Origin of the sequence: Spirosoma flavum, from assembly GCF_042686045.1 — a bacterium.
Taxonomy (GTDB): Bacteria; Bacteroidota; Bacteroidia; order Cytophagales; family Spirosomataceae; genus Spirosoma; species Spirosoma flavum.
Genome location: NZ_JBHUOM010000001.1, coordinates 708,733 through 735,327, shown reverse-complemented (window position 1 = coordinate 735,327; position 26,595 = coordinate 708,733). Strand labels below are relative to the sequence as shown.

24 protein-coding genes are annotated in these 26,595 nt (G+C 47.1%); 17 read left to right on the top strand and 7 right to left on the bottom strand.

What is annotated here, in order from left to right:
* Positions 1 to 197 precede the first annotated feature (197 nt).
* The 3 genes from ACFS25_RS02960 to ACFS25_RS02950 all read right to left on the bottom strand — a co-directional run bounded on the left by ACFS25_RS02960 (position 198) and on the right by ACFS25_RS02950 (position 2,216).
* Entirely contained in the window at positions 198 to 698 is a 501-nt protein-coding gene (locus tag ACFS25_RS02960; protein WP_381496911.1) for an FAD-binding oxidoreductase, read from the bottom strand.
* Between the two features lie 53 nt (positions 699 to 751).
* On the bottom strand, positions 752 to 1,258 hold the full coding sequence (locus tag ACFS25_RS02955) for a SixA phosphatase family protein (protein ID WP_381496910.1): 507 nt from the start codon (positions 1,256 to 1,258) through the stop codon (positions 752 to 754).
* Positions 1,259 to 1,409: 151 nt separating this feature from the next.
* Positions 1,410 to 2,216 (bottom strand): 3-keto-disaccharide hydrolase, encoded by an 807-nt coding sequence (locus tag ACFS25_RS02950; RefSeq protein WP_381496909.1) that lies wholly within the window; start codon positions 2,214 to 2,216, stop codon positions 1,410 to 1,412.
* 617 nt (positions 2,217 to 2,833) lie between these two features.
* Between ACFS25_RS02950 and ACFS25_RS02945 the strand changes: the two genes are divergently transcribed.
* On the top strand, positions 2,834 to 3,901 hold the full coding sequence (locus tag ACFS25_RS02945) for a PLP-dependent cysteine synthase family protein (protein WP_381496908.1): 1,068 nt from the start codon (positions 2,834 to 2,836) through the stop codon (positions 3,899 to 3,901).
* 130 nt (positions 3,902 to 4,031) lie between these two features.
* Here the strand turns inward: ACFS25_RS02945 and ACFS25_RS02940 are convergent, their stop codons facing one another.
* Positions 4,032 to 4,430: a T9SS type A sorting domain-containing protein gene (locus ACFS25_RS02940; RefSeq protein WP_381496907.1), complete on the bottom strand. Its 399-nt coding sequence runs from the start codon at positions 4,428 to 4,430 to the stop codon at positions 4,032 to 4,034.
* A gap of 338 nt (positions 4,431 to 4,768) precedes the next feature.
* Between ACFS25_RS02940 and ACFS25_RS02935 the strand changes: the two genes are divergently transcribed.
* The 13 genes from ACFS25_RS02935 (at position 4,769) to ACFS25_RS02875 (ending at position 19,185) form a co-directional block, all read left to right on the top strand.
* Positions 4,769 to 6,373 carry a DUF1800 domain-containing protein gene (locus ACFS25_RS02935; protein ID WP_381496906.1) on the top strand — a complete coding sequence of 535 codons (1,605 nt, stop codon included), beginning with the start codon at positions 4,769 to 4,771 and terminating at the stop codon, positions 6,371 to 6,373.
* A gap of 52 nt (positions 6,374 to 6,425) precedes the next feature.
* Positions 6,426 to 7,712 (top strand): DUF1501 domain-containing protein, encoded by a 1,287-nt coding sequence (locus tag ACFS25_RS02930; protein WP_381496905.1) that lies wholly within the window; start codon positions 6,426 to 6,428, stop codon positions 7,710 to 7,712.
* A gap of 153 nt (positions 7,713 to 7,865) precedes the next feature.
* Complete coding sequence (locus ACFS25_RS02925) at positions 7,866 to 8,120, top strand: hypothetical protein (protein ID WP_381496904.1); 255 nt, start codon at positions 7,866 to 7,868, stop codon at positions 8,118 to 8,120.
* A 392-nt stretch (positions 8,121 to 8,512) separates the two neighbouring features.
* Entirely contained in the window at positions 8,513 to 8,755 is a 243-nt protein-coding gene (locus ACFS25_RS02920) for a hypothetical protein (RefSeq protein ID WP_381496903.1), read from the top strand.
* Positions 8,756 to 8,997: 242 nt separating this feature from the next.
* Positions 8,998 to 9,297, top strand: a complete 300-nt coding sequence (locus ACFS25_RS02915) for a hypothetical protein (RefSeq protein WP_381496902.1) — start codon at positions 8,998 to 9,000, stop codon at positions 9,295 to 9,297.
* A gap of 547 nt (positions 9,298 to 9,844) precedes the next feature.
* Positions 9,845 to 10,309: a cold-shock protein gene (locus tag ACFS25_RS02910; RefSeq protein WP_381496901.1), complete on the top strand. Its 465-nt coding sequence runs from the start codon at positions 9,845 to 9,847 to the stop codon at positions 10,307 to 10,309.
* A 112-nt stretch (positions 10,310 to 10,421) separates the two neighbouring features.
* Complete coding sequence (locus ACFS25_RS02905; protein WP_381496900.1) at positions 10,422 to 10,601, top strand: hypothetical protein; 180 nt, start codon at positions 10,422 to 10,424, stop codon at positions 10,599 to 10,601.
* Positions 10,602 to 10,778: 177 nt separating this feature from the next.
* A complete protein-coding gene (locus tag ACFS25_RS02900) occupies positions 10,779 to 11,465 on the top strand; it encodes a response regulator transcription factor (RefSeq protein ID WP_381496899.1) in 687 nt (228 codons plus the stop codon).
* Entirely contained in the window at positions 11,462 to 12,829 is a 1,368-nt protein-coding gene (locus ACFS25_RS02895) for a HAMP domain-containing sensor histidine kinase (RefSeq protein ID WP_381496898.1), read from the top strand. The genes ACFS25_RS02900 and ACFS25_RS02895 overlap by 4 nt, the downstream gene beginning before the upstream one ends.
* An 87-nt stretch (positions 12,830 to 12,916) precedes the next feature.
* Positions 12,917 to 14,167 carry a TolC family protein gene (locus tag ACFS25_RS02890; RefSeq protein WP_381496897.1) on the top strand — a complete coding sequence of 417 codons (1,251 nt, stop codon included), beginning with the start codon at positions 12,917 to 12,919 and terminating at the stop codon, positions 14,165 to 14,167.
* 23 nt (positions 14,168 to 14,190) lie between these two features.
* Positions 14,191 to 15,291 (top strand): efflux RND transporter periplasmic adaptor subunit, encoded by a 1,101-nt coding sequence (locus ACFS25_RS02885; protein ID WP_381496896.1) that lies wholly within the window; start codon positions 14,191 to 14,193, stop codon positions 15,289 to 15,291.
* A gap of 144 nt (positions 15,292 to 15,435) precedes the next feature.
* On the top strand, positions 15,436 to 18,540 hold the full coding sequence (locus ACFS25_RS02880; RefSeq protein ID WP_381496895.1) for an efflux RND transporter permease subunit: 3,105 nt from the start codon (positions 15,436 to 15,438) through the stop codon (positions 18,538 to 18,540).
* Positions 18,541 to 18,789: 249 nt separating this feature from the next.
* The gene (locus ACFS25_RS02875; RefSeq protein ID WP_381496894.1) at positions 18,790 to 19,185 is read left to right on the top strand and encodes a LytR/AlgR family response regulator transcription factor; all 396 of its coding nucleotides are present in this window, start codon (positions 18,790 to 18,792) and stop codon (positions 19,183 to 19,185) included.
* A 60-nt stretch (positions 19,186 to 19,245) separates the two neighbouring features.
* Here the strand turns inward: ACFS25_RS02875 and ACFS25_RS02870 are convergent, their stop codons facing one another.
* A complete protein-coding gene (locus ACFS25_RS02870) occupies positions 19,246 to 20,250 on the bottom strand; it encodes a YpdA family putative bacillithiol disulfide reductase (RefSeq protein WP_381496893.1) in 1,005 nt (334 codons plus the stop codon).
* Positions 20,251 to 20,460: 210 nt separating this feature from the next.
* Here ACFS25_RS02870 and priA point away from each other — a divergent pair, with 210 nt between their 5' ends.
* Positions 20,461 to 22,989, top strand: coding sequence for a replication restart helicase PriA (gene priA, locus ACFS25_RS02865; RefSeq protein ID WP_381496892.1), 2,529 nt, complete (start codon positions 20,461 to 20,463; stop codon positions 22,987 to 22,989).
* Between the two features lie 106 nt (positions 22,990 to 23,095).
* Positions 23,096 to 24,532 (top strand): pyruvate kinase, encoded by a 1,437-nt coding sequence (gene pyk / locus ACFS25_RS02860; protein WP_381496891.1) that lies wholly within the window; start codon positions 23,096 to 23,098, stop codon positions 24,530 to 24,532.
* 143 nt (positions 24,533 to 24,675) lie between these two features.
* Here the strand turns inward: pyk and ACFS25_RS02855 are convergent, their stop codons facing one another.
* Entirely contained in the window at positions 24,676 to 25,188 is a 513-nt protein-coding gene (locus tag ACFS25_RS02855; RefSeq protein WP_381496890.1) for a DUF5606 family protein, read from the bottom strand.
* A gap of 66 nt (positions 25,189 to 25,254) precedes the next feature.
* Entirely contained in the window at positions 25,255 to 25,911 is a 657-nt protein-coding gene (gene yihA / locus ACFS25_RS02850) for a ribosome biogenesis GTP-binding protein YihA/YsxC (protein WP_381496889.1), read from the bottom strand.
* 184 nt (positions 25,912 to 26,095) lie between these two features.
* On the opposite strand from yihA, the gene ACFS25_RS02845 reads away from it, so the two are divergent.
* The gene (locus ACFS25_RS02845; RefSeq protein ID WP_381496888.1) at positions 26,096 to 26,569 is read left to right on the top strand and encodes a thioredoxin family protein; all 474 of its coding nucleotides are present in this window, start codon (positions 26,096 to 26,098) and stop codon (positions 26,567 to 26,569) included.
* The last annotated feature ends 26 nt before the right edge of the window (positions 26,570 to 26,595 follow it).

Genomic DNA, 26,595 nt, shown 5'->3' with positions numbered 1-26,595 from the left:
TCAGGATCGCATGTTTATAGCTCAATTGTCTATAAACATGCGACCCTGAAGGGGTCGAACTGTTCTGTTGGTATTATGCTGATTACTAGCAGCTTCACTTTTCAGCCGTAGAACCTACAGCCTGATAAACAAGACAAGCTTCACTTTCTTATGGACTGCAACACCAGCAAGCGCATCGGACCAAAGCGTCACCGCATTTAATTTAACCTCGATGCAGCTGGAATCATGGCCATAAACGAGTCGTAGAATTTTGGGTAGATAGCGGGTACAGTTTTATCGGTTGCTCCCCAGGTAACTTCATTTTTCCGTTTGCCTTTTCGCCACCCAATAAACGTATAAATATTACCAGGTTTGTCGAATTTGGCGGTTTCAATTTTACACTTTTCCTGGGCCACAGTAAACACACGCTTCGTATTGGCTATCGTTTGCTGACCAATAAACGTAAACGCAGTATCACGACTACGTCGCACAAAAAGTTTGCCGTCATCTAAAAGGTAATAAGTAGTTGATAAGCCCGTCATACCTCCGCCACTGCCCACCATAACCTGGTGACCGGTGTAGGTTGTGGGGGTACTACCAGTGGCCGTTTTGCTTACTTCCGGCGTTTTTCTATTAACAGCCCGGATGCTCTGCCCCTGAACAACCAGTGTTGTTAAGGTGAAACAAAGAGAAAGCGTGAGCAGAAATAATCGTTTCATCAGGAAATAGAATAGGAATAAAAGGAGCGATAAGTACCAGGGATTAATCAAGCCTAAGGTGGTGTTATCTGGCCGTAGGTGGTGGGCAGGAATGTAACTGACCGACGAAATAGACCACGATGAATGCGCACCCGAAATAAGTTATCAAAATCTCCCGATTCAATTTTGGCTATTGCTGGCTTCGCGCCCAGTCCTCTTGCAATTTCCAGAATCGTATTGCTGTGCCCCACTACCAGCACCGTTTTTCCATGAATTCGGTTAACCCGATCAACAATAGCCTCGGTAGGCTTAGCCGGGTACGCCGTCACTTGAACGCCAATACGTTTGGCGAGGGGCTGGGCCGTTTGTTGGGTACGATAGTACGGTGTTGTAAAGATAGAATCGATACCCCGGTTGGCTAAGGTATCAGCCAACGCAGCCGCCCGAACGTAACCAGCAGGACTGAGATCGGTGGTATCGGTTTCGTTCATCTTCTCAGCGTGACGTACAATGTAAACGGTTGTGCTTGAGCAGGCGGTAGAGACCCCAATCAGAAAAACAAAACAAGCAAAAAGGCGCATAAAATGTATTCAGGAGTTCAACCTGCGATTAAAGTAGCAATTACTCATTACGGATTAAAGTCCGTGGATACAATAGGACAAAAAAGCCTCCGGCGAATGCCGGAGGCACTTACTGATTGGTTAACTCATTGACCGAACAGTGAGCTTTTGATTACAATTCGCGAATCCAGATGTTACGAAAGCCAACTGGATTGCCGTGATCCTGCAACAAGATTGGACCGGCTCCGTGAGCCTGAACTTTTGGATAGCCAATGTATTCGGTCGTACCGCGAATAGCTGCGTGGTTCTGCACCAGTATGCCATTGAGCAACACAGTCACATAGGCATAATCGAGCATCATACCCGCTTTGTTGAAGCGGGGTGCCTGATAGACAACATCATAAGTTTGCCATTCACCCGGTTTACGGCTTGGATTTACCAGCGGAATCGCCTGTTTGTAAATCGACCCAACCATACCGTCTACATACGTTGGATTCTCGTAGTTATCGAGTACTTGTAACTCATAACGACCTTGTAAAAAGACGCCACTATTGCCCCGAGCCTGGCTTTTACCTTCTACTTTTTCGGGTGTTTTGAACTCGAGGTGAAGTTGGAAATCGTTGAACTCCTTCTTTGAGCGAGCCGAAAAACCTTTGGTCGAATACATAATGCCATCTGTCACCGGCCATTTCAACGGCCCTTCATTGGTTTTCTCCCAACTGGAAGGTGCATAGCCTTTAATGGCGACCCATTCATCAGTGTTTTTACCGCCGAAGAGTACGACCGCATCAGATGGGGGTGTAGTACCACTTGTACTGGCCGAAGATGTACCAGGCGTTACAACGGGAGGAACAGGTTCCCATATCTCGGTAGATTGGGGAGTTTGTTTGGTCGGTTCAGGTTGGGCCACAGCCTGACGGGTAAGGGCGAGACTAATAATACTGGCACAGAAAGCCAGCGATACGTGTACGTTTTTCATGGAAATTTATTCGGGTTAATGCATTCGCCTATAAAACGTTCAAATATAGGCTAAATGTCAATTAGCAGTCTTTTACACGGAAAAAATGTAACTTTCTACCTGCAAAATTAGGTTCTCACTAACATGGTACCCCCAACAATTGCGGCTCGCTTTTCTTGGCTGCGGGACATGGGCTAGATTATTGGCCTCGGTTTCACAACAGCCCAACCCACACCAGCACCGAGCATTAAACTCCTAATCAATGACTTAAGTGTGTTTGTACCACCAATATTCAACTATTAGATTGTTGGCAATAGTCGGGCTGGAATAAACAAGCCCAATACGCTCGTTACCGACAAAGACACCAAAATTTTAGCTACTATTCCGCTGGTGAATCTACGCGCCGACACAAAAAATCTTTACTCGTTTGATCTAATCACGATGCTGCACTACTCGACGCAGTTGCCCAACCATCCGGCTTATTAACGTATAAAATGCGTTTGAAATGAAGCTATAATCAAAGGAACGACCGACAAAATGCTGGAAAAGCAACGCCTGTATCTATTTTTAAACGTTATTATCAATGCAGTGACAAGCGTACGTGACCTTATTTCCCAGTAGTTCCTTTATCAACTTACATGAATTTACCCATCGAAAACGCGCTTAAACCAGCCGTTCAGGAAAAATTTGAACACCTCTGGCATTTGGTCGGCAACACGCCGATGCTGGAATTATTTTATACATACAAAGGTCAGCCCCGTTCGCTGTATGTTAAGTGTGAGCACTATAACCTGACAGGTAGTATGAAAGACCGGATGGCGCTCCATGTGCTACATCAGGCCTATCGAGAGGGCCATATCCAACCGGGCGACCGCATCGTGGAAGCGACCAGCGGTAGTTCGGGCATTGCCTTTTCGGCGGTAGGTCGGGCTTTGGGCCACCCCGTTACGATTATTATGCCAGCCGGTATCAGCCAGGAACGTATCGACATTATTCGGAGTTTGGGGGCTGATATTGTCCTGTTTACGAAAGAGGAAGGCGGTTTTATGGGAGCAATTCGTCGGTCGGAGGAGTTGGCGGCCAGCGATCCGCACATTTTTTTACCCCGCCAGTTTGCCAATAAGTACAATGCCGAAGCCCACCGCCTGACTACAGGCAAAGAAATCTGGCTGCAACTCCAAAGCGTGGACATTACCCCTGATGCGTTTGTGGCCGGAGTTGGAACGGGCGGAACGGTGATGGGTGTGGGACGTTACCTTAAATCCCGCAAACCAGACATCCGCATTCATCCGCTCGAACCCGCCGAATCACCAACCCTATCGGTAGGTTATAAAACAGGAACTCACCGAATTCAGGGCTTTTTCGACGAGTTTATACCAGACATTCTAAAGCTGGACGAACTGGACCGCGTGGTGCAAGCCAGCGATGGCGACTCGATTTTGGTGGCTCAGAAATTAGCCCTACAACTGGGTGTTGCAGTGGGTATTTCGTCGGGAGCAAATCTTATTGGGGCGATTAATCTCCAAACCGAAATGGGAGCAGATGCACGCGTGGTTACTATTCTGTGCGATAGTAACAAAAAATACCTTAGCACCGACTTAGTCCGTGAAGAGCCCGTAAAGCCCGGTTACGTTGCGCCTGATATTGAGTTCACCGACTACCGGCCTATTAGCCGTTTGTTAATAGGTAGGCCGGGGGTATTTTGACAAATTTTAAATTTAGCTGATTAGATGCCTTTAAGAAGGTATCAATCAGCTGGTTTTCAGCAATATCGAACAGTAAAAAACCTCGCCTGTTGTACAGGCGAGGTTTTTTACTGGAAATGAATGCGAGCCATTAGTTCAGGGCAACAAGGCGAGTAGGCGTTTGCGGTTGTGGGGTTGAGATTGTTACGTTATGCGTAGTCGTTTCAACACCGTTTGTAATTTCTACTGTGTAAACACCGTCAGGTAATTCGTTGACATTCAAACGAGTCCGGGATTTAGTTTCCTTTTTACCTACGTGTTGGTTGTATAAAACTTTACCCTCGGTATTTTTCAACTGAATCTCAACAACACCACCTGTTTGCTTATCGAGGGCAATGTTGACGTTACCGCCGATAGACGTGTATATGCCGGATTTGTACGATGCGACAACCGATGGGTGACCAATTGGTTTTGCTTCACTGAAAGAAGCTACAGATGTCAGAAAGCCGATTGAAAGAGCTAAAGCGAGTGATTTGATGAGGGTTTTCATAATTTCTATGTTTTGATTCTTAGTTTAAAATCTAGTCGGGTTATTCCCGATTGGTGAAACAAAGATATAGGTTGCATACAGTACTATGTAATGCAAACTACTGGAACGGTAATTCGACTGGATGAATGGCGAAAAACCCGTATGCCTGAGCGAGCGGTATACATGAATAAGCTACATAATCGGGTAACCGGGTACGTCTAAACCAATATTGACCATCGGAATTGGCTTCTAATGTATCATCAGACATCAGTTAAACTTATATTAAAAGTGAGCCGGTTACCCCCTTTCCTGCGTTAGAGGTCTGTTTGACAAGTCGTTTCCCAACATGAGCCAACAGCATGGAAAACACAGGAGTTATAAATCAACTGGAGCCGTTTAAAACTAAATGGAAAGCTGAGGACATAAAGCACTTGCTTAAGCGCACAACGTTCGGAGCTAAGCCCGACGATGTTGTGCACTTCCGTACGCTCTCACTCCGCAAAGGACTCAACGAACTTCTGGCCGACGAACCCACTTCACCCCCACCCGTCAATAACTACAACGACGACAAATTCACCGACGACGAAATTCAGTCTGGCGAAACCTGGACGACATCTATCAACTACGACGGAATGAACAACGGTCGGCGCAAAAACTCGTTCAAAGCCTGGTGGATGGGGTTAATGCTGAACCAAAATCGCACCCTACGCGAGAAAATGGTGGTATTCTGGCATAATCATTTTGTTACGGAGACCAGTATGGTTGATAATGCGCTGATGTGTTACCGGCACAATGCGCTGTTACGGCAGCATGCGCTGGGCAACTTCAGGGAGTTGGTGAAGGCAGTAACTCAAGACCCGGCCATGCTGAAATACCTCAACGGGACATCTAGTAACAAAAAAGCACCCGACGAAAACTACGGTCGCGAGTTACAGGAACTTTTCACGGTGGGCAAAGGCCCCGGCTCACACTATACGGAAGATGATGTAAAAGCAGCCGCCAAAGTGCTTACTGGCTTCCGTAATGATACCACTACATTTGTCAGCATTTTTGATCCGGGTCGACACGATAGTACCGATAAAATCTTCTCGGATTTTTATAAAAACACGACCATAAAAGGGCAGCGCGGACCCGAAGGTGAACAGGAACTAGACGCTCTGCTGACGATGATTTTCGCACAGGACGAAGTGGCGCGGTTTATCTGTCGGAAACTCTACCGATTTTTTGTATACCATCAGATCGATGCCGATACCGAAGCCAACGTCATTACGCCCCTGGCGGGTGTTTTTCGGGCAAACAAGTATGAAATAAAACCCGTACTGCGCGAACTGTTTGGAAGTCGTCATTTTTTCGAGGCCAATAACCGGGGTTCAATCATTAAAAGTCCACTCGATTACACAGTGGGGCTTTGTCGGGAATATGGCATCATCTTTCCCGACACCACAAATTATGCTGATCAATATGGGCTCTGGCTGGCTATTCAGAATCAGACGGCGAATATGCAACAGAATATCGGCGACCCACCGAATGTAGCCGGTTGGCCCGCTTATTATCAGGAGCCGATGTTCGATAAGCTCTGGGTAAACTCCGATACGCTGCCTAAACGTAATGTATTTACGGATGGTATGACAAACGGCAATATTGGCCGGAATGGCAAAAAGCTGATTATCGACGTAGTGGCCTTCACTCAATCGCTGCCCAACCCTGCTGATCCGGTCGCCCTTATCGACGACGCTGTCCAACGATTATATGCCATAGAACTACCCGAAAAAGACAAGCAATACATCAAGTCCAGCATTTTACTGTCGGGTTTGCAGGACACGATGTCGGACCATTACTGGACACAGGCGTGGCAAAATATGACAGCCAAACCTGACGATACCGCCAATAAAACCAACGTAATACGCAAGCTAAAAAGCCTATATAAATACCTGATGAATCTGCCGCAATATCAACTCACTTGATTGAGATTGACGGGGGTGCCAGCCAATCATTCGCTTATTCACTCATTGATGTATGAAACGTAGAGACTTCATAAAAAATACGGCCATTGCCGGGATTGTTTTACCCCAATTCCTGAACGGATTTTCGATCAAGGCAATGGGGCAAACGGCTCTGATGCCTGCCATTGGGCACGACTCAACCAACGACCGGGTATTGGTTCTGATACAGCTCAACGGCGGCAACGACGGACTAAACACGGTCATTCCGGTGGATCAATACGGAGTGTATCAGGCGGCACGACCGAACATTGCGCTGCCGCAAAATAGCCTACTAAAACTGAACGGTGCCGATGCTACAGGGCTGCACCCGGCATTGAGCGAAATACAGCGACTTTTCAATGACGGCAAGGCAGGGGTTGTGCAAGCGGTGAGTTACCCAAAGCCTAACTTTTCGCACTTCCGGGCCACCGATATCTGGATGACGGGTTCCGATTCTGACAAAATCCTAAATACCGGTTGGGCCGGACGATACCTAAATGACTCGTTTCCAGGATTTCCCGATAAATACCCCAATGAAACCATGCGCGACCCATTAGCGATTCAGGTTGGTTCGGTGGTGGCGTCTGCCTTTCAGGGACCAGCGTTCACAATGGGATTGGCGATTAGCAATCCAGCCAATTTCTATGACCTGATCGAAGATAAAACCGATGTGCCGACCAACACGCGCTGGGGTGAACAGTTGGCCTACCTTGAGAAGATGTCGCAGAAGACCGATCAATACGCAGGCGTTATTAAAAAGGCCGCCCTGAGCGTCACGAAACAATCAGATAAATATCCTGCGTCGGGAAAGAATCCGCTTGCCGATCAGTTAAAAATCGTGGCTCGGCTGGTAGCGGGTGGATTACAAACCAAAGTATATTTAGTCAGTACCGGCAGTTTCGATACCCATGCCAAACAGGCCGAACCTGATGATACGACTACCGGAACACATGCTCAATTACTACGTCGGGTATCTGAGGCTGTTGGTGCCTTCATGGACGATTTGGCGGGCTTAAACGTAGCGGATCGGGTGATGGGTATGACCTTCTCGGAATTTGGACGACGGATCAAATCCAATGCTAGCGGAGGTACTGACCACGGCGCAGCAGCGCCGGTTTTTTACTTTGGTAATACTGTCAAATCAGGTGTTATTGGGAGCAATCCGCAATTACCGACTACGGCGACGGCAAATGACAACATTGCGATGCAGCATGATTTCCGGTCGGTCTACGCAACGGTGCTGCAACGATGGCTCAACCTACCACCAACTGATGTGCAGAACGTATTGATGGGACAGTTTCCGTTGCTGCCAATGGCATAAAAGTACACTTTCAGCGCATTCATCAGCCCTTAAGACAGTCTCAGAAATTTGGTCTTTAATTGAATTAACCTAATTAACATTTCGTTAATAAACCAAAACTCATTAAACATTAATTACAAGTTTCTGTTTTGCTTATTATTATAGCTTATTGATATGAAGTCCACAGCAGAAAACATCAAAAATCTCTGGTTTGGTGCTGATACACCCCTTCGCCAGAACAAAATAAAGCTACACCCCAGATTATGGGCTGCCTGCCAACGGGCTAATGGAAGCTTTATTCCACCATCGGGAGCCTTACATATAGAACATTATCGAAAATCAGATAAGGTAGCTTTCGCCAAGGCTGTATTGAAGGAATTAGATCAGGACCAGCCAGTTTCGGAAGAAGCTAATTACCATCTGGTGTAATTGCGGGTCATTGTAGCCTTACCCGGTAGCAGGGCTTTCTTATAAAAACAATTACCAGCTACTTAGACCAGCGATGTGCTCTTTGTGGCGTCGGCGGAGTCGCTCCGCCGACGCCACAAAGAGCATTTTTATAAGAAAGCCCTATACCCAATGGTGGTCAAATAAATCATAAGCGACAAAGTAGCCGGGATCAACAGTTTTGACTTCCCTATACGCACTCTGTATATTTTTGACGAAAGGGTGCGTATTGGCAAGCCTTGTCGTGGAATACTATTCTCCAGAAGGCAGTCTATTCCGACTCCTTAGAGTAAAACAAATGTGAGGCTCTTTGGTACCCAACCATTGTTTTGTTATCTTTATAACTCAAAATGCCTTTAAACTAACCTTTCAGAATGATCAGTAACAAAGAGGAAAGCCAACTAGCCCATGCGCTTAGCCACGACATCAACGATGCGTTGAACCACCGGATCGAAGAGCGGTTTCGCGCTGCGTTGTTTCTGGTCGATCCGGGCCTGGATATGGCTACGGTTACCATCGTTAGCAATGTAGAAAATGACAATGAACTAACCATTGACGGCATAGACGACGAGACAATTGATAAAGCAATGGTCATTTTTGAAGCTCAGCAGGAGTAAAGAACGCTATAATCAGCACGAACTTTTTAGTCCTGTTTCGTTCAATCGTATGGGGCTCATTGACCTAAGATATGTTGCATTCTAACGGTAGGATTAGCCAATAAAAAGCGCCCGGCTTTATAAGCCGGGCGCTTTTTATTGGCCGGGAAAAGATTATTATTCACCTCAAATTATCAAGATAGTATCCATTTTCATTTTCTCGACTCAACCAGTTAATTTGTATAAAACCACTTAGAGATTACATGACAACTTACCTAACCCTTATTCCTTTATCCGATTTGTTGCAACGGGGTGAGGCCATTCTACCTGGCGAACTTATCGGCTTCGACAGTGCTGAGGGCGCCCAGTGGTGCTACTATTCCCACATCAACGCAGGAATAGTATGCCTCAGAATTTTACCTGACGCTGATTCAGAAAATGATCCGGCGATGCTGGCTGAGCACTGCTTTGTTCAACGTCCAGCGGTATTAGTGACTGATGTAGTAGCAATGCTACAGGAAAACCAGTCTAGCCTGATTAATCAATTACAAGCGCATAGTTGAGGGAGACATATTATTAGTCAGCTACTTTTTACGGTCTCAAATCACGCAAGCGAGATCTTTGGGATAAATTACTATCTAGCTTGATACTATCAAAAAATAACACTAAGTTTACTTAAGGTGATTTTCATTAATATGTGGATTTGTAATAATTAGGTATAGTAATACAAAGCCCGACTGCCATGTAGTCGGGCTTTATTACTTTTTACCGACCTTCGTTTCACAGCAATCTGGGTTTTGGATTATTTCCTTTAATTTATACGAAGTATATCATTATACTGTAATAAGTCAGATAATCGCTTTAGAGAGAATTAGACACACTTTCGGATGTGCATACTACCTCGAAACGTACGTTATATGGTAATAACCGCTTGCCAAATTCGGAATCAACCAGAAGGGAATCAACTTATTTTAGTTGTTTATGGTTCAATATAAGGTGGGGCGGCTAAAGCCGTGTTGACAATCTGGTTTTCAATCTACTTAGGCCACCTTTTTCGAAAAATCTTATGCCGTATATGGGCATGTTAACCTCACAAGAATAAACCAAGGAATGGAGACATTTAGTAAAAAAGAAAAAGAAAAGGCGAGACAAAAAAAGAGAAAAGACAAAGAAGAAAAGCGAGAAGACCGAAAAGCCAATGCCGTAAAAGGGCTGCGTCTTGACGATATGTTAGCCTATGTGGATGAAAACGGCAATATTTCGTCAACTCCTCCCGACCCTAGAAAAAAGAAGCGCATTGATCAGGAAGACATTCAGATTGGAGTAGCTAAACAAGAACCGGGTGAGCCACAGGACCTAATCAGACAAGGAGTTGTAACCTTCTTTAATGATTCTAAAGGGTATGGTTTTATTAAAGATTTACAGACTCAGGAAAGTATTTTCGTCCATATTAATGGGTTGAAAGATGCCATTACTGAACATGATAAAGTGACATTCTCCGTCGAAATGACCCCCAAAGGGCCAAATGCGGTTGACGTTAAGAAGACAGTTGCTGTAGTATTGCCAGTGGTATAGGCTGATCTTGGCTATAGTCTACCATCATTGGACACTAATTATAACAAAACGGGGTTATCTAGCTAGACATAGAGCCATGCGGGCGCATGTACTCTTTATTATCCCCTAAGTTATGAGCCAACCAACATACACTTCCATTCCTCCTACCACTGATAGCGCCTACTGGCTGCTCAAATCTTCGGATGGCAAAACCAGCATATTTGTGCCTCGGGATAAAGAGCTAGATCGGAAACTGAAAGTTAAGTTTCAGGCCGAGGTTGCTGCCAGAACATCGCTTAAGCGAAAAAGGTAAGAGTCGCAATAAGTGACTTAGTTGTTTGTTATAACATTGCCCGGCCCATAATGCCGGGCTTTTTTATGAGGTTCCATAAGATGGATTTCTCTCATTGTAGAAAAGTCAGTACAAACCAACGACACTATTTCTATCTTTCTGCCGGGTAAACGTCCTCTGAAAGGCTTTAGTAGCGAAATGAAAACTATCCTGCTTGTAGAAGACGACCGGCGCATTGCCCAAAATATCAGCCGTGGCCTGACGGATGAGGGCTACGCAACGATTATCGCTTACGATGGACTCGATGGCCGCCAACAAGCCCTATCGAAGGTGTTTGATCTGGTAATCCTGGATGTGAACCTGCCGGGACTGAATGGATATGACTTATGCCGCGAACTACGGGCCGTAACCCCACGCCTGCCCGTGTTAATGTTAACAGCTCTTGGCGAAATAGAAGATAAAGTAACCGGACTAGGCGTTGGTGCCGATGACTATTTAGTCAAACCTTTCGATTTTCGGGAGCTGCTGGCCCGCGTCGCAGCCTGCATCCGCCGGGTTGACCTCCGCCCCGAACCGGATGACATTATCCAAATAGCCAACCTAACACTGAACCGTACCACCCGACAGGTTAGGCGGGATGAGATCGTTATTGACTTAACGACTAAGGAGTTTGTGCTTCTCGATTACCTTATGCAGCACACTGACCGGGCCGTATCGCGGCTTGAGCTAACCGAACACGTCTGGAATATACCTTTCGACACGGGCACTAACGTGGTGGAAGTGTACATCAATTACCTGCGCAAAAAAGTGGATCGGGATTTTTCACCCAAACTTATCCACACCCGCTCCGGCTATGGGTATGTCCTGAAAGACGAACAATCATGACCATTCGCAATCGTATCTCGGGGCAGTTCACGTTGATTGTCGCGTCAATCTTAATTGGCTTTTCGTTACTGATTTACCTGGTTTCAGCGACGTATCGGCGCGAGGAATTTTACGAACGGCTTAAAAGCAAAGCCCGTACTACCGTCCGGTTTCTGGTTGAGGTGAACGAGGTAGACCGCGATCTGCTTCGAATCATTGACCGAAATACATTAACTGCCCTGTTTGATGAGAAAGTACTCATCTTAGATAATCACAACCAATTGGTATACAGTAGTGTAGATGATCTGCCGATTCGCTACAAGCCCGATCTGCTCGATGCTGTTCGCCAAAGTCGTGAGGTAGAAACAACCAACGGCGACAACGAATTGGTTGGTATTCTGTACGAAGCCAACGGGCAGCGGTTAGTTGTACTAGCCTCGGCCTACGACCGATTTGGGCAAAGTAAATTAGCAAACCTACGCTTAACTCTTTTCTGGGGACTGGTAGGCGGTATGGCGATAACGATAGGGCTAGGTTTTTTCTTCGCCGGGCAGTCATTGCAGCCCATTGGCCACATTAACCGACAAGTACAGACCATTACGGCTCGCAACCTGCGTCAACGTCTCGATGAGGGCCGTCGTCAGGACGAAATCGATCAATTAGCAGTCAATTTCAATGCGGTATTACAACGGCTCGAACAGGCTTTTGATCAGCAGCGTAGTTTTGTATCACACGCGTCGCACGAACTTCGAACACCCTTAGCAGCTCTCAAATCCGAAATTCAGCTTGGTCTCCGCCGACCACTTTCACTGGAACGTCACACCGAAATCCTTCAAAATCTGCTCACTGATACCGATCGTCTTATTGCTCTTTCCAACAGTTTGCTACTGCTGGCTCGTACGCTCGAAAACCTGGAGGCCGTAACGATGGGGCCAATGCGACTCGACGATGTAATCTTTGCCGCTCAGGATGAATTGCTCACGGCTCACCCCAACTATATTGTACAGTTTCACTATGAACAAATCCCCGATACCGACACCGATACGGTCGTACTGGGCAACGAATCACTGCTAACGCGGGTAGTCCTGAACTTGCTTGATAATGCGTGTAAATATGCCAATGACCACCGGGCGCGGGTGAGTATTGGCACAGGACTAAAAAGCGTTTGGGTGAGCGTGACCGACACGGGCATTGGCCTGAGTGCCGACGAACAGGCGCATATTTTTGAGCCGTTTTATCGGGCACCAGGGGCAGTAAAATTTGAAGGATTTGGTGTAGGACTCGCTGTTTGTCAACGAATTATGGAGCTTCACAATGGGCATATCAGTGTAAAAAGCGAACCGGAACGAGGCAGTACATTTACCATAACACTACCCCGGAATTAAAATCTAATTTTTTTCTAATCCCTTCGGAGCAGTCTTCCTGCCAGGTATTAAGGAGCTTTGTGGCTGGTATCAACAAAACCACCCGTAATGCGTTCTTGGCTTTCATTTTTATTCCTGCTTCTCGCCAGTCAGGTCAGAGCACAGGACTCCCTGCGGCTTACCCGGCAACAGGCTGATAGTTTGTTTCTCAAAAATAACCTGTTACTATTCGCCGAACGCTTTCGGATTGACATTGGGCAGGCTCAAATTTTACAGGCCAGTTTGCGCGACAATCCTACCGCCACCCTTGAACTTAGCGCTTTCAACAACCAAACAAACCGGGTACTGGATGTGGGACGCGGAGGTCAAAAAACCATATCCATTCAGCAACTGCTTTACACCGCCGGGAAGCGCAACAAACGGATTGCTTTAGCCACAGAAGCTGCCCGCCTAACCGAACTTGAACTTCTGGACCTATTGCGTGGACTACAGTTCGAACTCCGTAGTCGGTTCTATGCCATTTATTTTCAGCAACAGACTCTCGGTCGCTACGACCGGCAGATTGCTACGATTCAGACAACCGTGACCGCCTACGAGCGGGAGTATGAGCGGAATAACGTGTCGTTGCGCGAACTGCTCCGCCTTAAAGCTCTGCTGTTTCAACTCAGCAACGACCGTACAGAAATCCGGTTTCAACTTGCCGAAGACCAGCGAATTATACGAACCTTATTATCGGTTAATCAACCCATCCGTCCACTTGTGCGGAATGACGCCCTGACACGGTATCACATCCCGGCGCAACCAGAAGATTCATTGCAGCAGTTGGCCCTACGCAATCGACCTGACCTACTAGCCGCCCAATCGCTCAACCGGCAGGCCGAATTGAATTATACTCTACAGCGAGCACTAGCCAAACCCGATCTGCGCGTGGGCGGCACCTACGACCAGAATGGCAGTTACATTCCCAATTACGTGGGTCTATCGGTGGGAGTAGATCTACCCGTGTTCAACCGCAATCAGGGAGCCATCCGGGCAGCCCGCAGCCAGATTGGTTACCAAAGCCAAGTGCAGAAACAGCGGGCTATGCAGGTAACTAACGAAGTAGCCACAGCCTTACAAAAAGTTCGGGATGTGGAGCAGATGGTTCAGTCGGTGGAAGGCCGCTTTACTGAGCAGTTCGAGTTATTAAATCAGGGTGTTGTTACAAGTTTTCAGAAGGGTAACATCTCGTTGCTGGAATTTGTGGATTTAATTGAAACCTACAACGAGAGCGTTCGGCAACTCAACCGCCTGAAAGCCGACCGCGTCAACGCCTACGAAGAACTGAATTATCTCATTGGCGACGACTTATTTAACTAAGAAATCCCCTGATTTTATTGACAATGAAAGCTACGCTACACATGCGCTCAATTACTCTTTTTTTCCTACTAGCTCTCCTCGCTCTGCTATCTGGTTGTCATCCCAAACCAGCTCCTCAGGAAGCTACGGCGTTTATTCTGTCGGATACAATGATGAACCGTATCCGTATTGACACCGCCAGAACCCAACCACTTCGCAGTGAACTGACACTTGTGGGGCGAATAATGGCCGACGAAAACCGGGTTATCGAAGTATTTCCGCTGGTGGGTGGTAATGTCGAAAACGTAAAAGTAGAGCTGGGGGATTACGTCCGCAAAGGCCAGACACTAGCCACTATACGTTCTGGCGAAGTCGCTGATTTTGAACGACAGAATACTCAGGCTCAAGCCGATTTGTTGCTGGCCGAAAAGAATCTCCGTGTGGCGCAGGACCTGTTCGAAAGCAAACTTAACTCCCAGCGCGAAGTCATTGCGGCTCAAAAAGAAGTGGAGCGGGCACAGGCCGAAGTTAGCCGAATTAAGGAGGTGTATCAGATTTATGGCGTCAGCAAATCATCGACGTATACCGTCAAAGCCCCCATAGAAGGGTATATCATTGAAAAAAATGTCAATCAGGGCACGCAGTTACGCTCCGATAACGCCAATAGTCTGTTCACCGTGGGGCAAATCAGCGAAGTGTGGGTGCTGGCAAATGTAAATGAAGGCGACATTGGGCGAGTAAGGTCTGGCATGGCGGCTGATATTCAGACGCTGGCTTACCCCGACGAATTATTTCGGGGGCGGGTCGATAAACTGTATACTGTACTTGATCCCGGCACCAAAGCTATGACGGTGCGAATTCGGCTACCTAATCCGGGTCTGAAACTACGGCCCGAAATGCACGCCACAGTTGTCCTCCGTTACGATGATGGTGGTCAGATGGTTACGGTCCCCGCCGGATCGGTCATTTTCGATAAATCAAAACACTACGTAATGATATTTCGGAGCCGAACCGACATTGAGACCCGCGAGGTTACGCTGCTTAAATCACTCGGCGATGTGGCTTACATCCGTACCGGCATCAAACCGGGTGAACGGGTTATCTCCCAAAATCAACTCTTAGTATACGACGCACTGAACGACTAATATTCAGGCTAAGACAATTTTCAGACAGCTCCCTAAAAACAGGAAGCGAAGGAAAGTACGCAGAATAAGGGAGGGTGGCGGTGAATTTGCCCCTTTTCTATCTCTCACCTTCTCGTCTTTTCTCTCTACTCATTTCTCCCATTTATGAACGCTTTCATCCGTAACGTAGTGGGTTTTTCGTTGAAGAACCGCTTTTTCATCTTTTTCATGACGGCTGGCCTGATTATCGCCGGTGTCGTCAGTTACCTTAGCACACCGCTCGAAGCATTTCCTGATGTTACGAACACGCAAATTATTGTCGTGACCGAATGGAATGGTCGCTCAGCCGAGGAAATTGAGCGATTCGTGACAGTGCCCATCGAGGTAGCCATGAATTCAGTACAGCGCAAATCCAGCGTCCGGTCTGTCACTATGTTCGGGCTAAGTGTTATCAAGATCATTTTTGATGATGATGTTGACGATTTTTTTGCCCGTCAGCAGGTCAATAACCAACTCCGTTCGGTGTCGCTACCTGACGGGGTTGATCCCGATGTGCAGCCGCCATACGGACCCACAGGCGAGATTTTTCGGTTCACGCTTCAATCCCCTACCCGCGACAGCCGCGAACTCCTTACCTTACATAACTGGGTCATTGACCGACAACTCCGTAGCGTAGCGGGTGTGGCTGATGTGGTAGCTTTTGGCGGGCGCGAAAAAAGTTACGAAATCCGGGTAAATCCCACGCAACTAGCCAAATACGATATTACTCCACTGGAAGTCTATCAGGCAGTAACGCGCAGTAATATCAACGTTGGGGGTGATGTAATTGAGCGTAATGGGCAAGCATACGTAGTGCGGGGCATTGGCCTGTTAACGTCAATTGCCGATATTGAAAACCTATTGGTAGAAGATCTATCGGGCAATCCGGTGCTAATTAAAAACGTGGCCGAAGTAGCCGAATCAAATTTGCCGCGCGTGGGTCAGGTTGGGTTAGACAGCGAAGATGATGTGGTGGAAGGCATCGTTGTGATGCGTAAAAATGAAAATCCCAGCGAGATTTTGGGGCGGGTAAAAGCGAAAATCGAGGAGCTGAATACGCGCATCTTACCGTCAGATGTGAAGATGGTTACGTTCTATGACCGCGATAATCTTATCTCGTTCTGTACTCGTACGGTACTGCATAATCTTACCGAAGGCATTGTGCTGGTTACGGTGATTGTGTTTCTGTTCATGGCCGATTGGCGTACCACCGTCATTGTGTCTATCATCATTCCATTGGCATTGCTATTCGCTTTTATGTGTCTTCGATTACGGGGAATGTCGGCGAATCTGCTATCAATGGGCGCGGTCGATTTTGGTATCATCGTCGATGGAGCCGTCGTTATGGTCGAGGGTATTTTTGTAACCCTCGACCATCAGGCACATCGAGTCGGCATGCCCAAATTTAACCGAATGGCCAAGTTGGGTCTAATCAAAAAGACCGGGGGTGAGTTAGGAAAGGCCGTTTTCTTTTCTAAACTCATTATCATCACGGCCCTGCTTCCTATTTTCTCATTCCAGAAAGTTGAAGGAAAAATGTTTTCGCCCCTAGCCTGGACATTAGGTTTTGCCCTGCTTGGTGCGTTGCTCTTTACCCTGACGCTGGTGCCCGTACTTTGTTCGATACTACTCAAAAAGGACGTTCGGGAAAAGAACAACCCGCTGGTCAATTTCTTTGACCGTATCGTTATGGCCGGATTCAACTGGTGTTTTTCGCATCGGCGGCTAAGTTTGCTGACGAGTATAGCTTTCATGGCAACCTCCTTCTTTTCGGCCACGCTGCTGGGGTCAGAATTTCTACCAACGCTCAATGAAGGTGCCCTGTGGGTTACGGCTGAAATGCCGATGAGCATGTCGCTCCCCGAAAGTGTTAAAATGGCCCGAACGATTAGAGAAGATTTGCATAAGTTTCCTGAAGTAAAGCAAATCCTCTCACAGACAGGCCGTTCCAATGACGGTACGGATCCAAACGGATTTTACTTTTGTCAATTTCAGGTCGATCTCCAACCGAAAGAGTCATGGGAACGTACTATCTCGGTTGATCAACTAATTGAGGAGATGGATGTAAAATTAAAAAGTTATCAGGGTGTCAACTACAACTATTCTCAACCAATTATCGACAACGTAGCCGAAGCCGTAGCGGGGTTCAAGGCTAGTAATGGCATCAAAATTTTCGGTACCGACTTAGCCGAACTCGAAAAATATGCCAACACCGTCATTGGGGCTATCCGCGATGTACCGGGGGTAAAAGACGTAGGTATTCTACGTAACATAGGTCAGCCGGAAATCAGCGTATTATTCGACGACCGTAAAATGGCTCTCTACGGTGTCTCAACCGCCGACGCACAATCGGTCATAGAAATGGCTATTGGCGGCAAAACGGCGTCTGTTTTGTATGAAGGGGAGCGCAAGTTCGACATTCGCGTTCGCTACGGGGAAACGTACCGAAAAACCGAAGATGACATTATGCGGCTGATGGTGCCTACGCTACGCGGCAATAAAATTCCACTGCGTGAAATTGCTGCCCTTCGTGAAGTAACCGGCCCGGCGTTTGTTTATCGTGATAACAACAAGCGCTTTATTGGCGTAAAGTTTTCAGTCCGGGAGCGCGACCTCGGCAGCACCATTGCTGAGGCCCAGCAGCGGGTCGATGAGGCTGTGAAAGATCTACCCAAAGGCTACGGCATTAACTGGACTGGCGAGTTCGAGAATCAGGTTCGGGCCACCGCCCGATTGGGACAAGTGGTACCAATTAGTCTGGCGGCTATTTTTGTCATCCTATTTATTTTGTTCGGTAGTGCCAAAGATGCGGGGCTTGTGTTGCTTAATGTGCCCTTCGCGCTCATTGGTGGCATTCTGGCCCTGCACGTCACAGGCATGAATTTTGGCATTTCGGCGGGGGTAGGCTTCATTGCCTTGTTCGGCATTTGTGTGCAGAACGGGGTCATACTAATTTCGGTTTTCAACAACAACCGCAAAGCGCGAATGCCGCTTGACCAAGCCATTCGGGAGGGCGTCCGGTCGCGTGTTCGACCCGTAGTAATGACGGCTTTAATGGCCGCTATCGGATTACTGCCAGCAGCCATATCTACCGGTATCGGCTCCGAAACCCAGAAACCGTTAGCTATCGTTGTCATCGGCGGGCTCATTACGGCTACGATACTGACGCTACTCATTTTTCCAATTATATACCGCATATTCAACCGAACGCAGCGTGCTTTAGTGGTCTGATGAAAACGGCAGAATTATTTCTAATGGGATTGTATTCGAAGGGTATTACGCTACACCAGGTTATAGCGTAATACCCTTCTGTCATTCACTTACCATATACCGCTATTCAGCTACCATCTGTAGCTGTTGACAACATAAATCCAAATTTGGTTACACAGGTGATTAGCTTTGGGTGTTACCAAACAAGGTTAACAGATTTCATTTTTAATTGTGAAAGCTGAATTGACCTGATTTATCCAGCAGCCATTTATGAGACCTATTCTCCACCCTATTCCCCCAAGGCTTTCCTTACCAACGGATTCCATCAACATGTACATTCGGCATAGCGGCCAACTCGCCATTCCTATAGCAGACCTTATGTTTTTGCAAGCCACCGGCAATTATAGCTGGCTACATTGGAAGGAGGGGCAACGTATGCTGATGCCCCGCACCTTAAAATATTATATACCTCAACTGCCTAAGGAATGGTTTGTCCAACTGCACCGCAACTGCATCGTTAATCTGCACTACATTGAGCGGATGGAGCGTATTAATCCAGATAAAGGCGGCCTGGTTTACCTGCAATCAGGCGCAATTTTACTCGTATCACGTCGCCGATGGTTTGCCGCTAAACAGTTATTCTCTCAACGCATTTTTTCCAGCTAATTTTATAAACCAGGTGTGTTGGCGTAAGATCAGTATGGACCAGCCTTGCGCCAATACACGTTAAATTCGCTGAATTAATTCGGCTACTTTGTGTACTTCACGGCCCATAATATGATCTATGATGGACTGAGCATGTTCGCGCCCATTTTCAATGAATACTTTCTCAGTATAGATTCCGGCCATGACCGTACCGCAGACGTATAAACCCGGTACGGTGGTCTCAAAGGTTTCTTTATCATAAACGGGAACCTGTGTAACCGGATCAAGTTCAATACCACAGCGACGCAATAAGTCCGCATCAGGAATATACCCCGTCAATACCAGTACAAAATCAGCCGGAAGTTGGGTTTCTTCGCCCGTTTTCAGGTTGTTAACCGTTACTGATTTCTCGTCAATTTGCGTCACGCACGAGTCGAAAACAGTTTTTATTCTGCCCTCTTTCACACGGTTTTTCACATCCGGTACGAGCCAGTATTTTACCGTACTGCGGAAATCATCGCCCCGGTGAACTATTGTTATATTCACGTCGTGGCGGTATAATTCTAAAGCCGCTTCGACCGCCGAGTTCGACCCGCCGATGATAACCACATTGGTGAACGAATACTTAAACGGCTCATCGTAATAATGCGACACATGGGGCAGGTTTTCACCCGGAATATTAAGCCAGCGTGGGCGCGTAAAATACCCCGTCGCCATAATCACTTTGCGGGCTTTATATTGATCACCAACCTTGGTTGTGACCGTAAATAAGTCGCCTTCTTTCTTCACATCCCAGACTTCCTGAAACAACTTAAAATTCAAGTGAAAATAAGCAGCGGCTTTGCGATAATACTGAAGGGCTTCGTCACGACCAGCTTTCACATCCGAAATCGCAAACGGCAGCCCACCAATTTCAATATTTTCGGCCGTCGAGAAAAATCGCATTCGGCGTGGGTACTGCCGGATCGATTCAGTCAGGCTCCCCATGTCCAGAATTAAATGGCTCAGTCCAGCTTTTGCCGCGTCAATGCCAGCCGCTAGCCCACAGGGGCCTCCACCAACAATAATAACGTCGTATGTTTGCATATAATAATTGGTAATGCCTGTTCCCTACTTGTAGCGCGTCTATTTCTCAGGTTTCCGCAGCAGCGGCAAACAGTCAGCGTCACTATAGACTAACAGTCAAAAAGCCTCCAAAGGTTTAGGTGAATCTGCCTTTTTTGCTATCTCTGGAATTCGCAGGACCAACGCCGGGTTTTCTGTATATTTACCTGACGTACCGCCCGTCTTTACTCCGTGGAAAACCAAGCCAATACGTTATTTTCATCATTTGACAGCGAAGAAGAAGTAACTTTCTTCGCCGATTTAATTTTACCCATCCCAGTACCCAAATTATTCACTTATCGTGTTCCGCGTGGAATGGCGGAGGGGCTAAAACTTGGTGCCAGAGTGATTGTTCCTTTCGGAAAAAAGAATGGGCGTGTCTTTACAGCCATTGTGGCAAGGCTTCATAATACGCCACCCACTGGCTACCAGGCACGTTACATCAATGAAGTACTGGACGACTATCCATTAACAACGGGGTATCAACTGGAGCTTTTCAAGTGGATTGCCGAGTATTATATGTGTTGTATAGGCGAGGTTATGAATGTAGCCCTGCCTTCGGGTCTGAAGATTTCGAGTCAGTCGAAAGTACAGGCTAATCCAGATTTCGACTACCCTGAATTGCTTACTGAATTTGAGCAAACATTGCTCGTCGAACTCAAAAAGCAGTCGGCGTTATCGTACGAAGAACTCGGGCGGCTCGCGGGTGAGGGCAGTAATGTGGCAGCCCTGATTAAATCATTGGTGGGAAAGAAAGCAATCATTGTGTTTGAAGAAGTTCGGGAAAAATACGTTCCCAAAATGGTGCGAAAGGTTCGACTGCACCGCAACTATGAAGAGCGGGAGCAGCTTCTGGTGTTGCTGCAACGGCTCGAAAAGCTGCCCAAACAGCAGGAGGTTGTTATGCGCTACCTGAGTCATATTCCGATGCAGCGCACACCGTCGCTCAATCAGAAAGGACTAGACAAGACGATTCTTAATCAGGACGACGAACTTTCTCAATCATCTCTGGCAACACTCATCAAAAATCAGGTATTCGAAGCGTTTGAAATTATCCAGCCACGCTTTTCGGACAATGACGCGCCACAAGCAGAAATAAAACTAACCGAAGCTCAACAGGCGGCTTCGACGCAAATTATGGCCCAGTTTGAGCGCCAAAACATTGTGTTGCTACACGGCATTACGGGTAGCGGTAAAACCGAAGTTTACATAGAACTCATCCAGCAAGCCCTTTCCAGCGGGTCGCAGGTGTTATATCTGTTACCCGAAATTGCCCTGACAACCCAAATTGTGGTGCGTCTGCAACGCGTTTTTGGAGATAAAATGGGTATCTACCACTCCAAATTTTCAGATAATGAGCGTGTGGAAGTTTGGAAGGGCGTTGTGTCAGGGCAGTATCAATTTGTGGTCGGTGTGCGATCAGCCGTGTTTCTGCCCTTCGACAATTTGGGATTGATTATCGTAGACGAAGAACACGAAACCAGTTATAAACAACACGACCCTGCCCCGCGCTACCACGCCCGCGACGTAGCTATCATGCTGGCCCACTGGCAACAGGCCAAAGTTTTGCTGGGATCGGCTACGCCCTCACTCGAAACCTATCATCAAGCCAAACAGGGTCGCTATGGTCTGGTAGAGCTGTTCCAGCGATTCGGCGCGGCAACGCTGCCCAATATTATACTGGTAAACACACAGCAGGAGAAGAAACAAAAGACGATGAAAAGTGAGTTTTCGTCGACTTTGCTCAATGCGCTGGAAGCGAATATGGAACGCAAAGAGCAAAGTATTCTATTCCAGAACCGTCGCGGTTATTCTCCCTATATGCAATGCGAAGACTGCGACTGGACAGCCGAGTGTCCTAACTGCGCCGTGAGCCTGACCTATCATCAGCGCGACGCCGAGTTGCGTTGCCACTATTGTGGCCATAAAGAATCTGTTCCGCGCACCTGCCCAACCTGCGGCTCTACCAAAGTGCGTACTATTGGTTTCGGAACAGAGAAACTGGAAGATCAGCTACTGATTTTCTTCCCCAAGTCGCGGGTACTTCGCATGGATTTAGACACGACTCGCGCCAAAAACGCTTATCAACAAATCATTCAGGAATTTGAGGGCGGTCAGGTAGATATTCTGGTTGGAACACAAATGATTACCAAAGGGCTGGACTTTGACAACGTCAGTTTAGTTGGCATTTTCGATGCCGACCGGCTCATTCACTTTCCCGATTTCCGAGCGACAGAACGTGCTTTTCAGATGATTACACAGGTGAGCGGGCGGGCAGGCAGGCGGGCAGGACGGCAGGGAACGGTGCTGATTCAGACCAGCAACCCACACCAGCCAATTTTGCAAAAAGTAATCGACAACAATTATAAAGGTCTCTTTGAGGAAGAACTTCAGGAGCGGCAGAATTTCAATTATCCACCTTTTTCGCGGCTTATTAAATTAACGATTCGCCACGCCGACCGCGCCGTTAGTCACCAGGCAGCCGAACGGCTTGCTGCCGAATTAACTGACGCCTTGGGCAGCAGCCGCGTTTTAGGACCCGAAGAACCGCTGGTTGAGCGAATTCGAAACCAGTTTCTATTTGATATTTTGATTAAAATCGAGCGCGATAAGGTGAACATAAAAGCCGTGAAAGCGTACATTCAAGACCGCATAAACGACATCCTGACCGACAAAGGTTTACGTCAGGTTAGCGTAGTTGCAGATGTGGATTGTTTGTGAGTTCGGTAACTCATCCGTAAAATTTCCATAAATACAACCGTTTATTAGACCATAGGGTTATTTTTGTACCGGCTTCTGGCCGATTTTGCCCAATTTTTTCCGTCTTATGTCAAAGAAAACCAAGATCGTGGCCACTATTGGTCCCGCTTCCGATACGAAAGAACAATTGCTGGCATTAGCCAAAGCTGGAGTAAATGTTTTCCGGCTCAATTTCTCTCACGGCACGCACGAAGACCACCTGTTGCGGCTTAACCGCATTCGCGAACTGAATGTAGAATACAACCTCAATCTCTGCATATTGCAGGATTTGCAGGGACCTAAGATTCGCATTGGCAACGTCGAGAATAAAGATGGCGTTACAATTGAAGCCGGTCAGGAACTTGTCTTCACTAACGACGACATCATTGGCACAGCCAAACGCGTTAGCACGCCCTACAAAAACATGTATCGGGACGTACATCCGGGAGAGCGTATCCTGATGGACGATGGAAAGTTAGAAGTGAAGGTTCTACGAACAGAAGGAACCGACGTTGTTACTGAAGTGGTTTATGGCGGCTCTATGAAGTCGAAAAAAGGTGTAAACCTGCCTAACACGAAAGTGTCGATGCCTGCTGTTACCGAAAAAGACTGGGCTGACCTGGAGTTTGGTCTTGAGCACGATGCCGAATGGATTGCCCTGTCGTTTGTTCGCGAAGCTTCCGAGATTCTTGAGATTAAGGAATACATCAAGTCGAAAGGCAAAAAGTGTCGTGTCATCGCCAAGATTGAAAAGCCCGAAGCGATTCAAAATATCGATGCAATTATTGCCGCTACCGATGGGCTGATGGTAGCCCGTGGCGACCTTGGTGTTGAACTGCCCGCCGAAGAGGTTCCAATGATCCAGAAAATGCTGGTGGAAAAATGCAACCGAGCTGCCAAGCCAGTTATTGTGGCAACGCAAATGCTCGAAAGCATGATTGATGCCCCACGCCCAACCCGCGCCGAAGTCAACGACATTGCCAACTCGGTGATGGATGGAGCCGATGCCGTAATGTTGAGCGCAGAAACTGCATCAGGCAAATATCCACTGCTGGCGGTCGAGAGTATGGCAAACACCATCATACAGGTGGAAACCATGACCGACAAGATTTATTATCGTTATCACGCCCAGGTAAACGAGCAGCCGACGGAGAACGTTATCAATGATAATGTGGTAATGAGTGCCTGCCGATTGGCCCGAGACACAAAAGCAAGAGCGATTATTGGTATTACAAACTCAGGCTACACGGCTGTGCGGCTTTCGCACCACCGCCCCAAAGCTGATTTACTGGTCTTCTCCAACGACGCGCAATTGCGCAACACGCTGGGCCTATACTGGGGTGTTCAGGTAATGCCTTACGAACCCGATTTAACGCTGACGGTTGATCAGACAGTTGAAGGTATTAAACAAACGCTCATTGGACAGGGTCGTCTGGAGTCTGGTGACATTTTCATTAATACGCTCAGTATGCCTCTGACGCAGGCTCGCCGGACCAACACGGTGAAATTGAGCACAGTCGATTAAAACAACGTCTCTTATATACTAAAAAGCCGCGAAACCAATGGTCATCGCGGCTTTTCTGTTCTCACTGAAAATGAAGAACTTTATTCGTTATACCTGACCAATTAACTTGGCACGACAAACGTATGTTTAGGCTTTCGGTATTTTTAAGCCTCTGGCGTTATCTTTTCTTCGGCGACGGGTACTTCATCGACAACAGTTTCTTCAGCAACCACCGACTCTTCTGAGCCTTCCTCCTTGGCTTCACCAGCGGTTACCTCGAATACTTCAGGAGCAAACTGTCGAAGAATTCCGTACCAGACGATTAGTTTCTTGATGTCTGTTGTCCGAACACGGTCGCGATCATAATTCGGCACAACCGATGCCATAAAATCAGCTAGTTCATCATTCGATCCTTTTGGATTAACGGATAATGTTTCACCGTATTTTTCATTGATTGCCAGCAACACCGGTCCCAGCGATACGGATTGGTCTTCACTTTCGTCATCGACATAAATCGAAATGTCATTCAAAACTGATACACGAGCTGTCGGCCCCATCATAGTCTTGGCCTTCTTTTCGTCTAATGACTCAACAATCACACCCGCCCGACCGGGTTTCAGAATTCGGTAAAGGCCAGTATAACCGGCCACATTGGCAATCTGTTTTAATGCTTCCATAGAGAGACTTTGTAAATTAGTAACGTGTGTTTTGGTGGGCGTATTGCTTTTTAGAGAGCGAAAGAATTACGCACCAGTTTTTAACTGTGGTGCTCTTCGGCGTTCCGGCTTCATTATTTCACTCTTTTTATAGCCCTCATTCAGGGGTCGAATAAAGGAAAGAATGTCTTCTCGACCGGCTGCGGTAATAGCCGACGTAACAAAAAACTGCGGGGCTTCTTCCCACTCTTCGAGCAGTTTAGCCCGATAGGTGTCAAGTGTGTTCTGGAGTTTCGTTGGACTATGTTTTTCGGTTTTTGTAAAGACAATGACGAATGGCAATCCTCTTTCGCCCAGATTACTCATAAAATCGAGATCTTTTTTTTGAGGGGCAATTCGCGCATCGACCAGTACGAAAATGCATAGCAGATTTGGCCGACTTGTCAGATACCCATCAATGAGACCGGCAAATTTTTCACGGTCACTTTTGCTCACCTGTGCGTACCCATAACCAGGAAGATCGACCAGATACCATTCATTATCAATGATAAAATGGTTTATCAACTGCGTCTTACCGGGTTTCCCCGAAATTTTGGCCAACGACGAACGACCCGTCAGCATATTAATCAGCGACGATTTGCCAACGTTCGAGCGGCCAATAAAGGCATACTCGGGCCGGTCGGGTGCGGGGCATTTGTCCGGTTCGGAGTTGCTGATGAGAAATTCGGCTTGCTTAACAGGCATAATATGATTGACTAAAACGACCCCAAAGTTCGGAAAGATTAAGGAGAATGGCACATGATTTGTAATTTGCCGTTCTATGCGTTAATTATGTTCTATAAAACAACTCGTAGCCGGAAACGAAAGTTGCCGGTTCGTTCGTTATTATCCCGAAAACCATAAAGACCACCGGTAGGCCGGTTCGACTATGAAAAAAGTAATTTGGCTGCTGGCTATACTGCTGGTGGGAGTCCATTCTGTACCAACCAATGCTGCCCTCCATTCCTCTAAGTTGAATCGTATCGGAGATGGTAAACGTACTCCAGGTAATAAGGCAGACGGTATTCAGTTTACAGAAGCTTCCTGGAAAGATATTTTGAAAAAGGCGAAAGCTGAGAAAAAGGTGATTTTTCTGGATGCCTACGCTAGTTGGTGCGGTCCCTGCAAACTGCTTCAAAAAAATGTTTTCACCAAAAAAGCGGTTGGCGAATTTTATAATGGAAAATTCATCAATGTAAAAATGGATATGGAGAAAGGCGAAGGCCCTGCCCTGTCAGAGTTGTATCCGCTGGAAGCATACCCAACGTTGCTATTTATCGACAGTAATGGGAAAATGTTGAAGAAAGTCCTAGGGCTTCAAACCCCGGAAAATCTTATTGCCATTGGTAAGAGTGTGAAGTAGTACCGCTCTGGCGGCACGACAGATCT

What these genes read in the sequence shown, in the direction of transcription:
- ACFS25_RS02960 (WP_381496911.1), bottom strand. Translation starts at nt 698, where the DNA reads ATGAAACGATTATTTCTGCTCACGCTTTCTCTTTGTTTCACCTTAACA.
- ACFS25_RS02955 (WP_381496910.1), bottom strand. Translation starts at nt 1,258, where the DNA reads ATGCGCCTTTTTGCTTGTTTTGTTTTTCTGATTGGGGTCTCTACCGCC.
- ACFS25_RS02950 (WP_381496909.1), bottom strand. Translation starts at nt 2,216, where the DNA reads ATGAAAAACGTACACGTATCGCTGGCTTTCTGTGCCAGTATTATTAGT.
- ACFS25_RS02945 (WP_381496908.1), top strand. Translation starts at nt 2,834, where the DNA reads ATGAATTTACCCATCGAAAACGCGCTTAAACCAGCCGTTCAGGAAAAA.
- ACFS25_RS02940 (WP_381496907.1), bottom strand. Translation starts at nt 4,430, where the DNA reads ATGAAAACCCTCATCAAATCACTCGCTTTAGCTCTTTCAATCGGCTTT.
- ACFS25_RS02935 (WP_381496906.1), top strand. Translation starts at nt 4,769, where the DNA reads ATGGAAAACACAGGAGTTATAAATCAACTGGAGCCGTTTAAAACTAAA.
- ACFS25_RS02930 (WP_381496905.1), top strand. Translation starts at nt 6,426, where the DNA reads ATGAAACGTAGAGACTTCATAAAAAATACGGCCATTGCCGGGATTGTT.
- ACFS25_RS02925 (WP_381496904.1), top strand. Translation starts at nt 7,866, where the DNA reads ATGAAGTCCACAGCAGAAAACATCAAAAATCTCTGGTTTGGTGCTGAT.
- ACFS25_RS02920 (WP_381496903.1), top strand. Translation starts at nt 8,513, where the DNA reads ATGATCAGTAACAAAGAGGAAAGCCAACTAGCCCATGCGCTTAGCCAC.
- ACFS25_RS02915 (WP_381496902.1), top strand. Translation starts at nt 8,998, where the DNA reads ATGACAACTTACCTAACCCTTATTCCTTTATCCGATTTGTTGCAACGG.
- ACFS25_RS02910 (WP_381496901.1), top strand. Translation starts at nt 9,845, where the DNA reads ATGGAGACATTTAGTAAAAAAGAAAAAGAAAAGGCGAGACAAAAAAAG.
- ACFS25_RS02905 (WP_381496900.1), top strand. Translation starts at nt 10,422, where the DNA reads ATGAGCCAACCAACATACACTTCCATTCCTCCTACCACTGATAGCGCC.
- ACFS25_RS02900 (WP_381496899.1), top strand. Translation starts at nt 10,779, where the DNA reads ATGAAAACTATCCTGCTTGTAGAAGACGACCGGCGCATTGCCCAAAAT.
- ACFS25_RS02895 (WP_381496898.1), top strand. Translation starts at nt 11,462, where the DNA reads ATGACCATTCGCAATCGTATCTCGGGGCAGTTCACGTTGATTGTCGCG.
- ACFS25_RS02890 (WP_381496897.1), top strand. Translation starts at nt 12,917, where the DNA reads ATGCGTTCTTGGCTTTCATTTTTATTCCTGCTTCTCGCCAGTCAGGTC.
- ACFS25_RS02885 (WP_381496896.1), top strand. Translation starts at nt 14,191, where the DNA reads ATGAAAGCTACGCTACACATGCGCTCAATTACTCTTTTTTTCCTACTA.
- ACFS25_RS02880 (WP_381496895.1), top strand. Translation starts at nt 15,436, where the DNA reads ATGAACGCTTTCATCCGTAACGTAGTGGGTTTTTCGTTGAAGAACCGC.
- ACFS25_RS02875 (WP_381496894.1), top strand. Translation starts at nt 18,790, where the DNA reads ATGAGACCTATTCTCCACCCTATTCCCCCAAGGCTTTCCTTACCAACG.
- ACFS25_RS02870 (WP_381496893.1), bottom strand. Translation starts at nt 20,250, where the DNA reads ATGCAAACATACGACGTTATTATTGTTGGTGGAGGCCCCTGTGGGCTA.
- pyk (WP_381496891.1), top strand. Translation starts at nt 23,096, where the DNA reads ATGTCAAAGAAAACCAAGATCGTGGCCACTATTGGTCCCGCTTCCGAT.
- ACFS25_RS02855 (WP_381496890.1), bottom strand. Translation starts at nt 25,188, where the DNA reads ATGGAAGCATTAAAACAGATTGCCAATGTGGCCGGTTATACTGGCCTT.
- yihA (WP_381496889.1), bottom strand. Translation starts at nt 25,911, where the DNA reads ATGCCTGTTAAGCAAGCCGAATTTCTCATCAGCAACTCCGAACCGGAC.
- ACFS25_RS02845 (WP_381496888.1), top strand. Translation starts at nt 26,096, where the DNA reads ATGAAAAAAGTAATTTGGCTGCTGGCTATACTGCTGGTGGGAGTCCAT.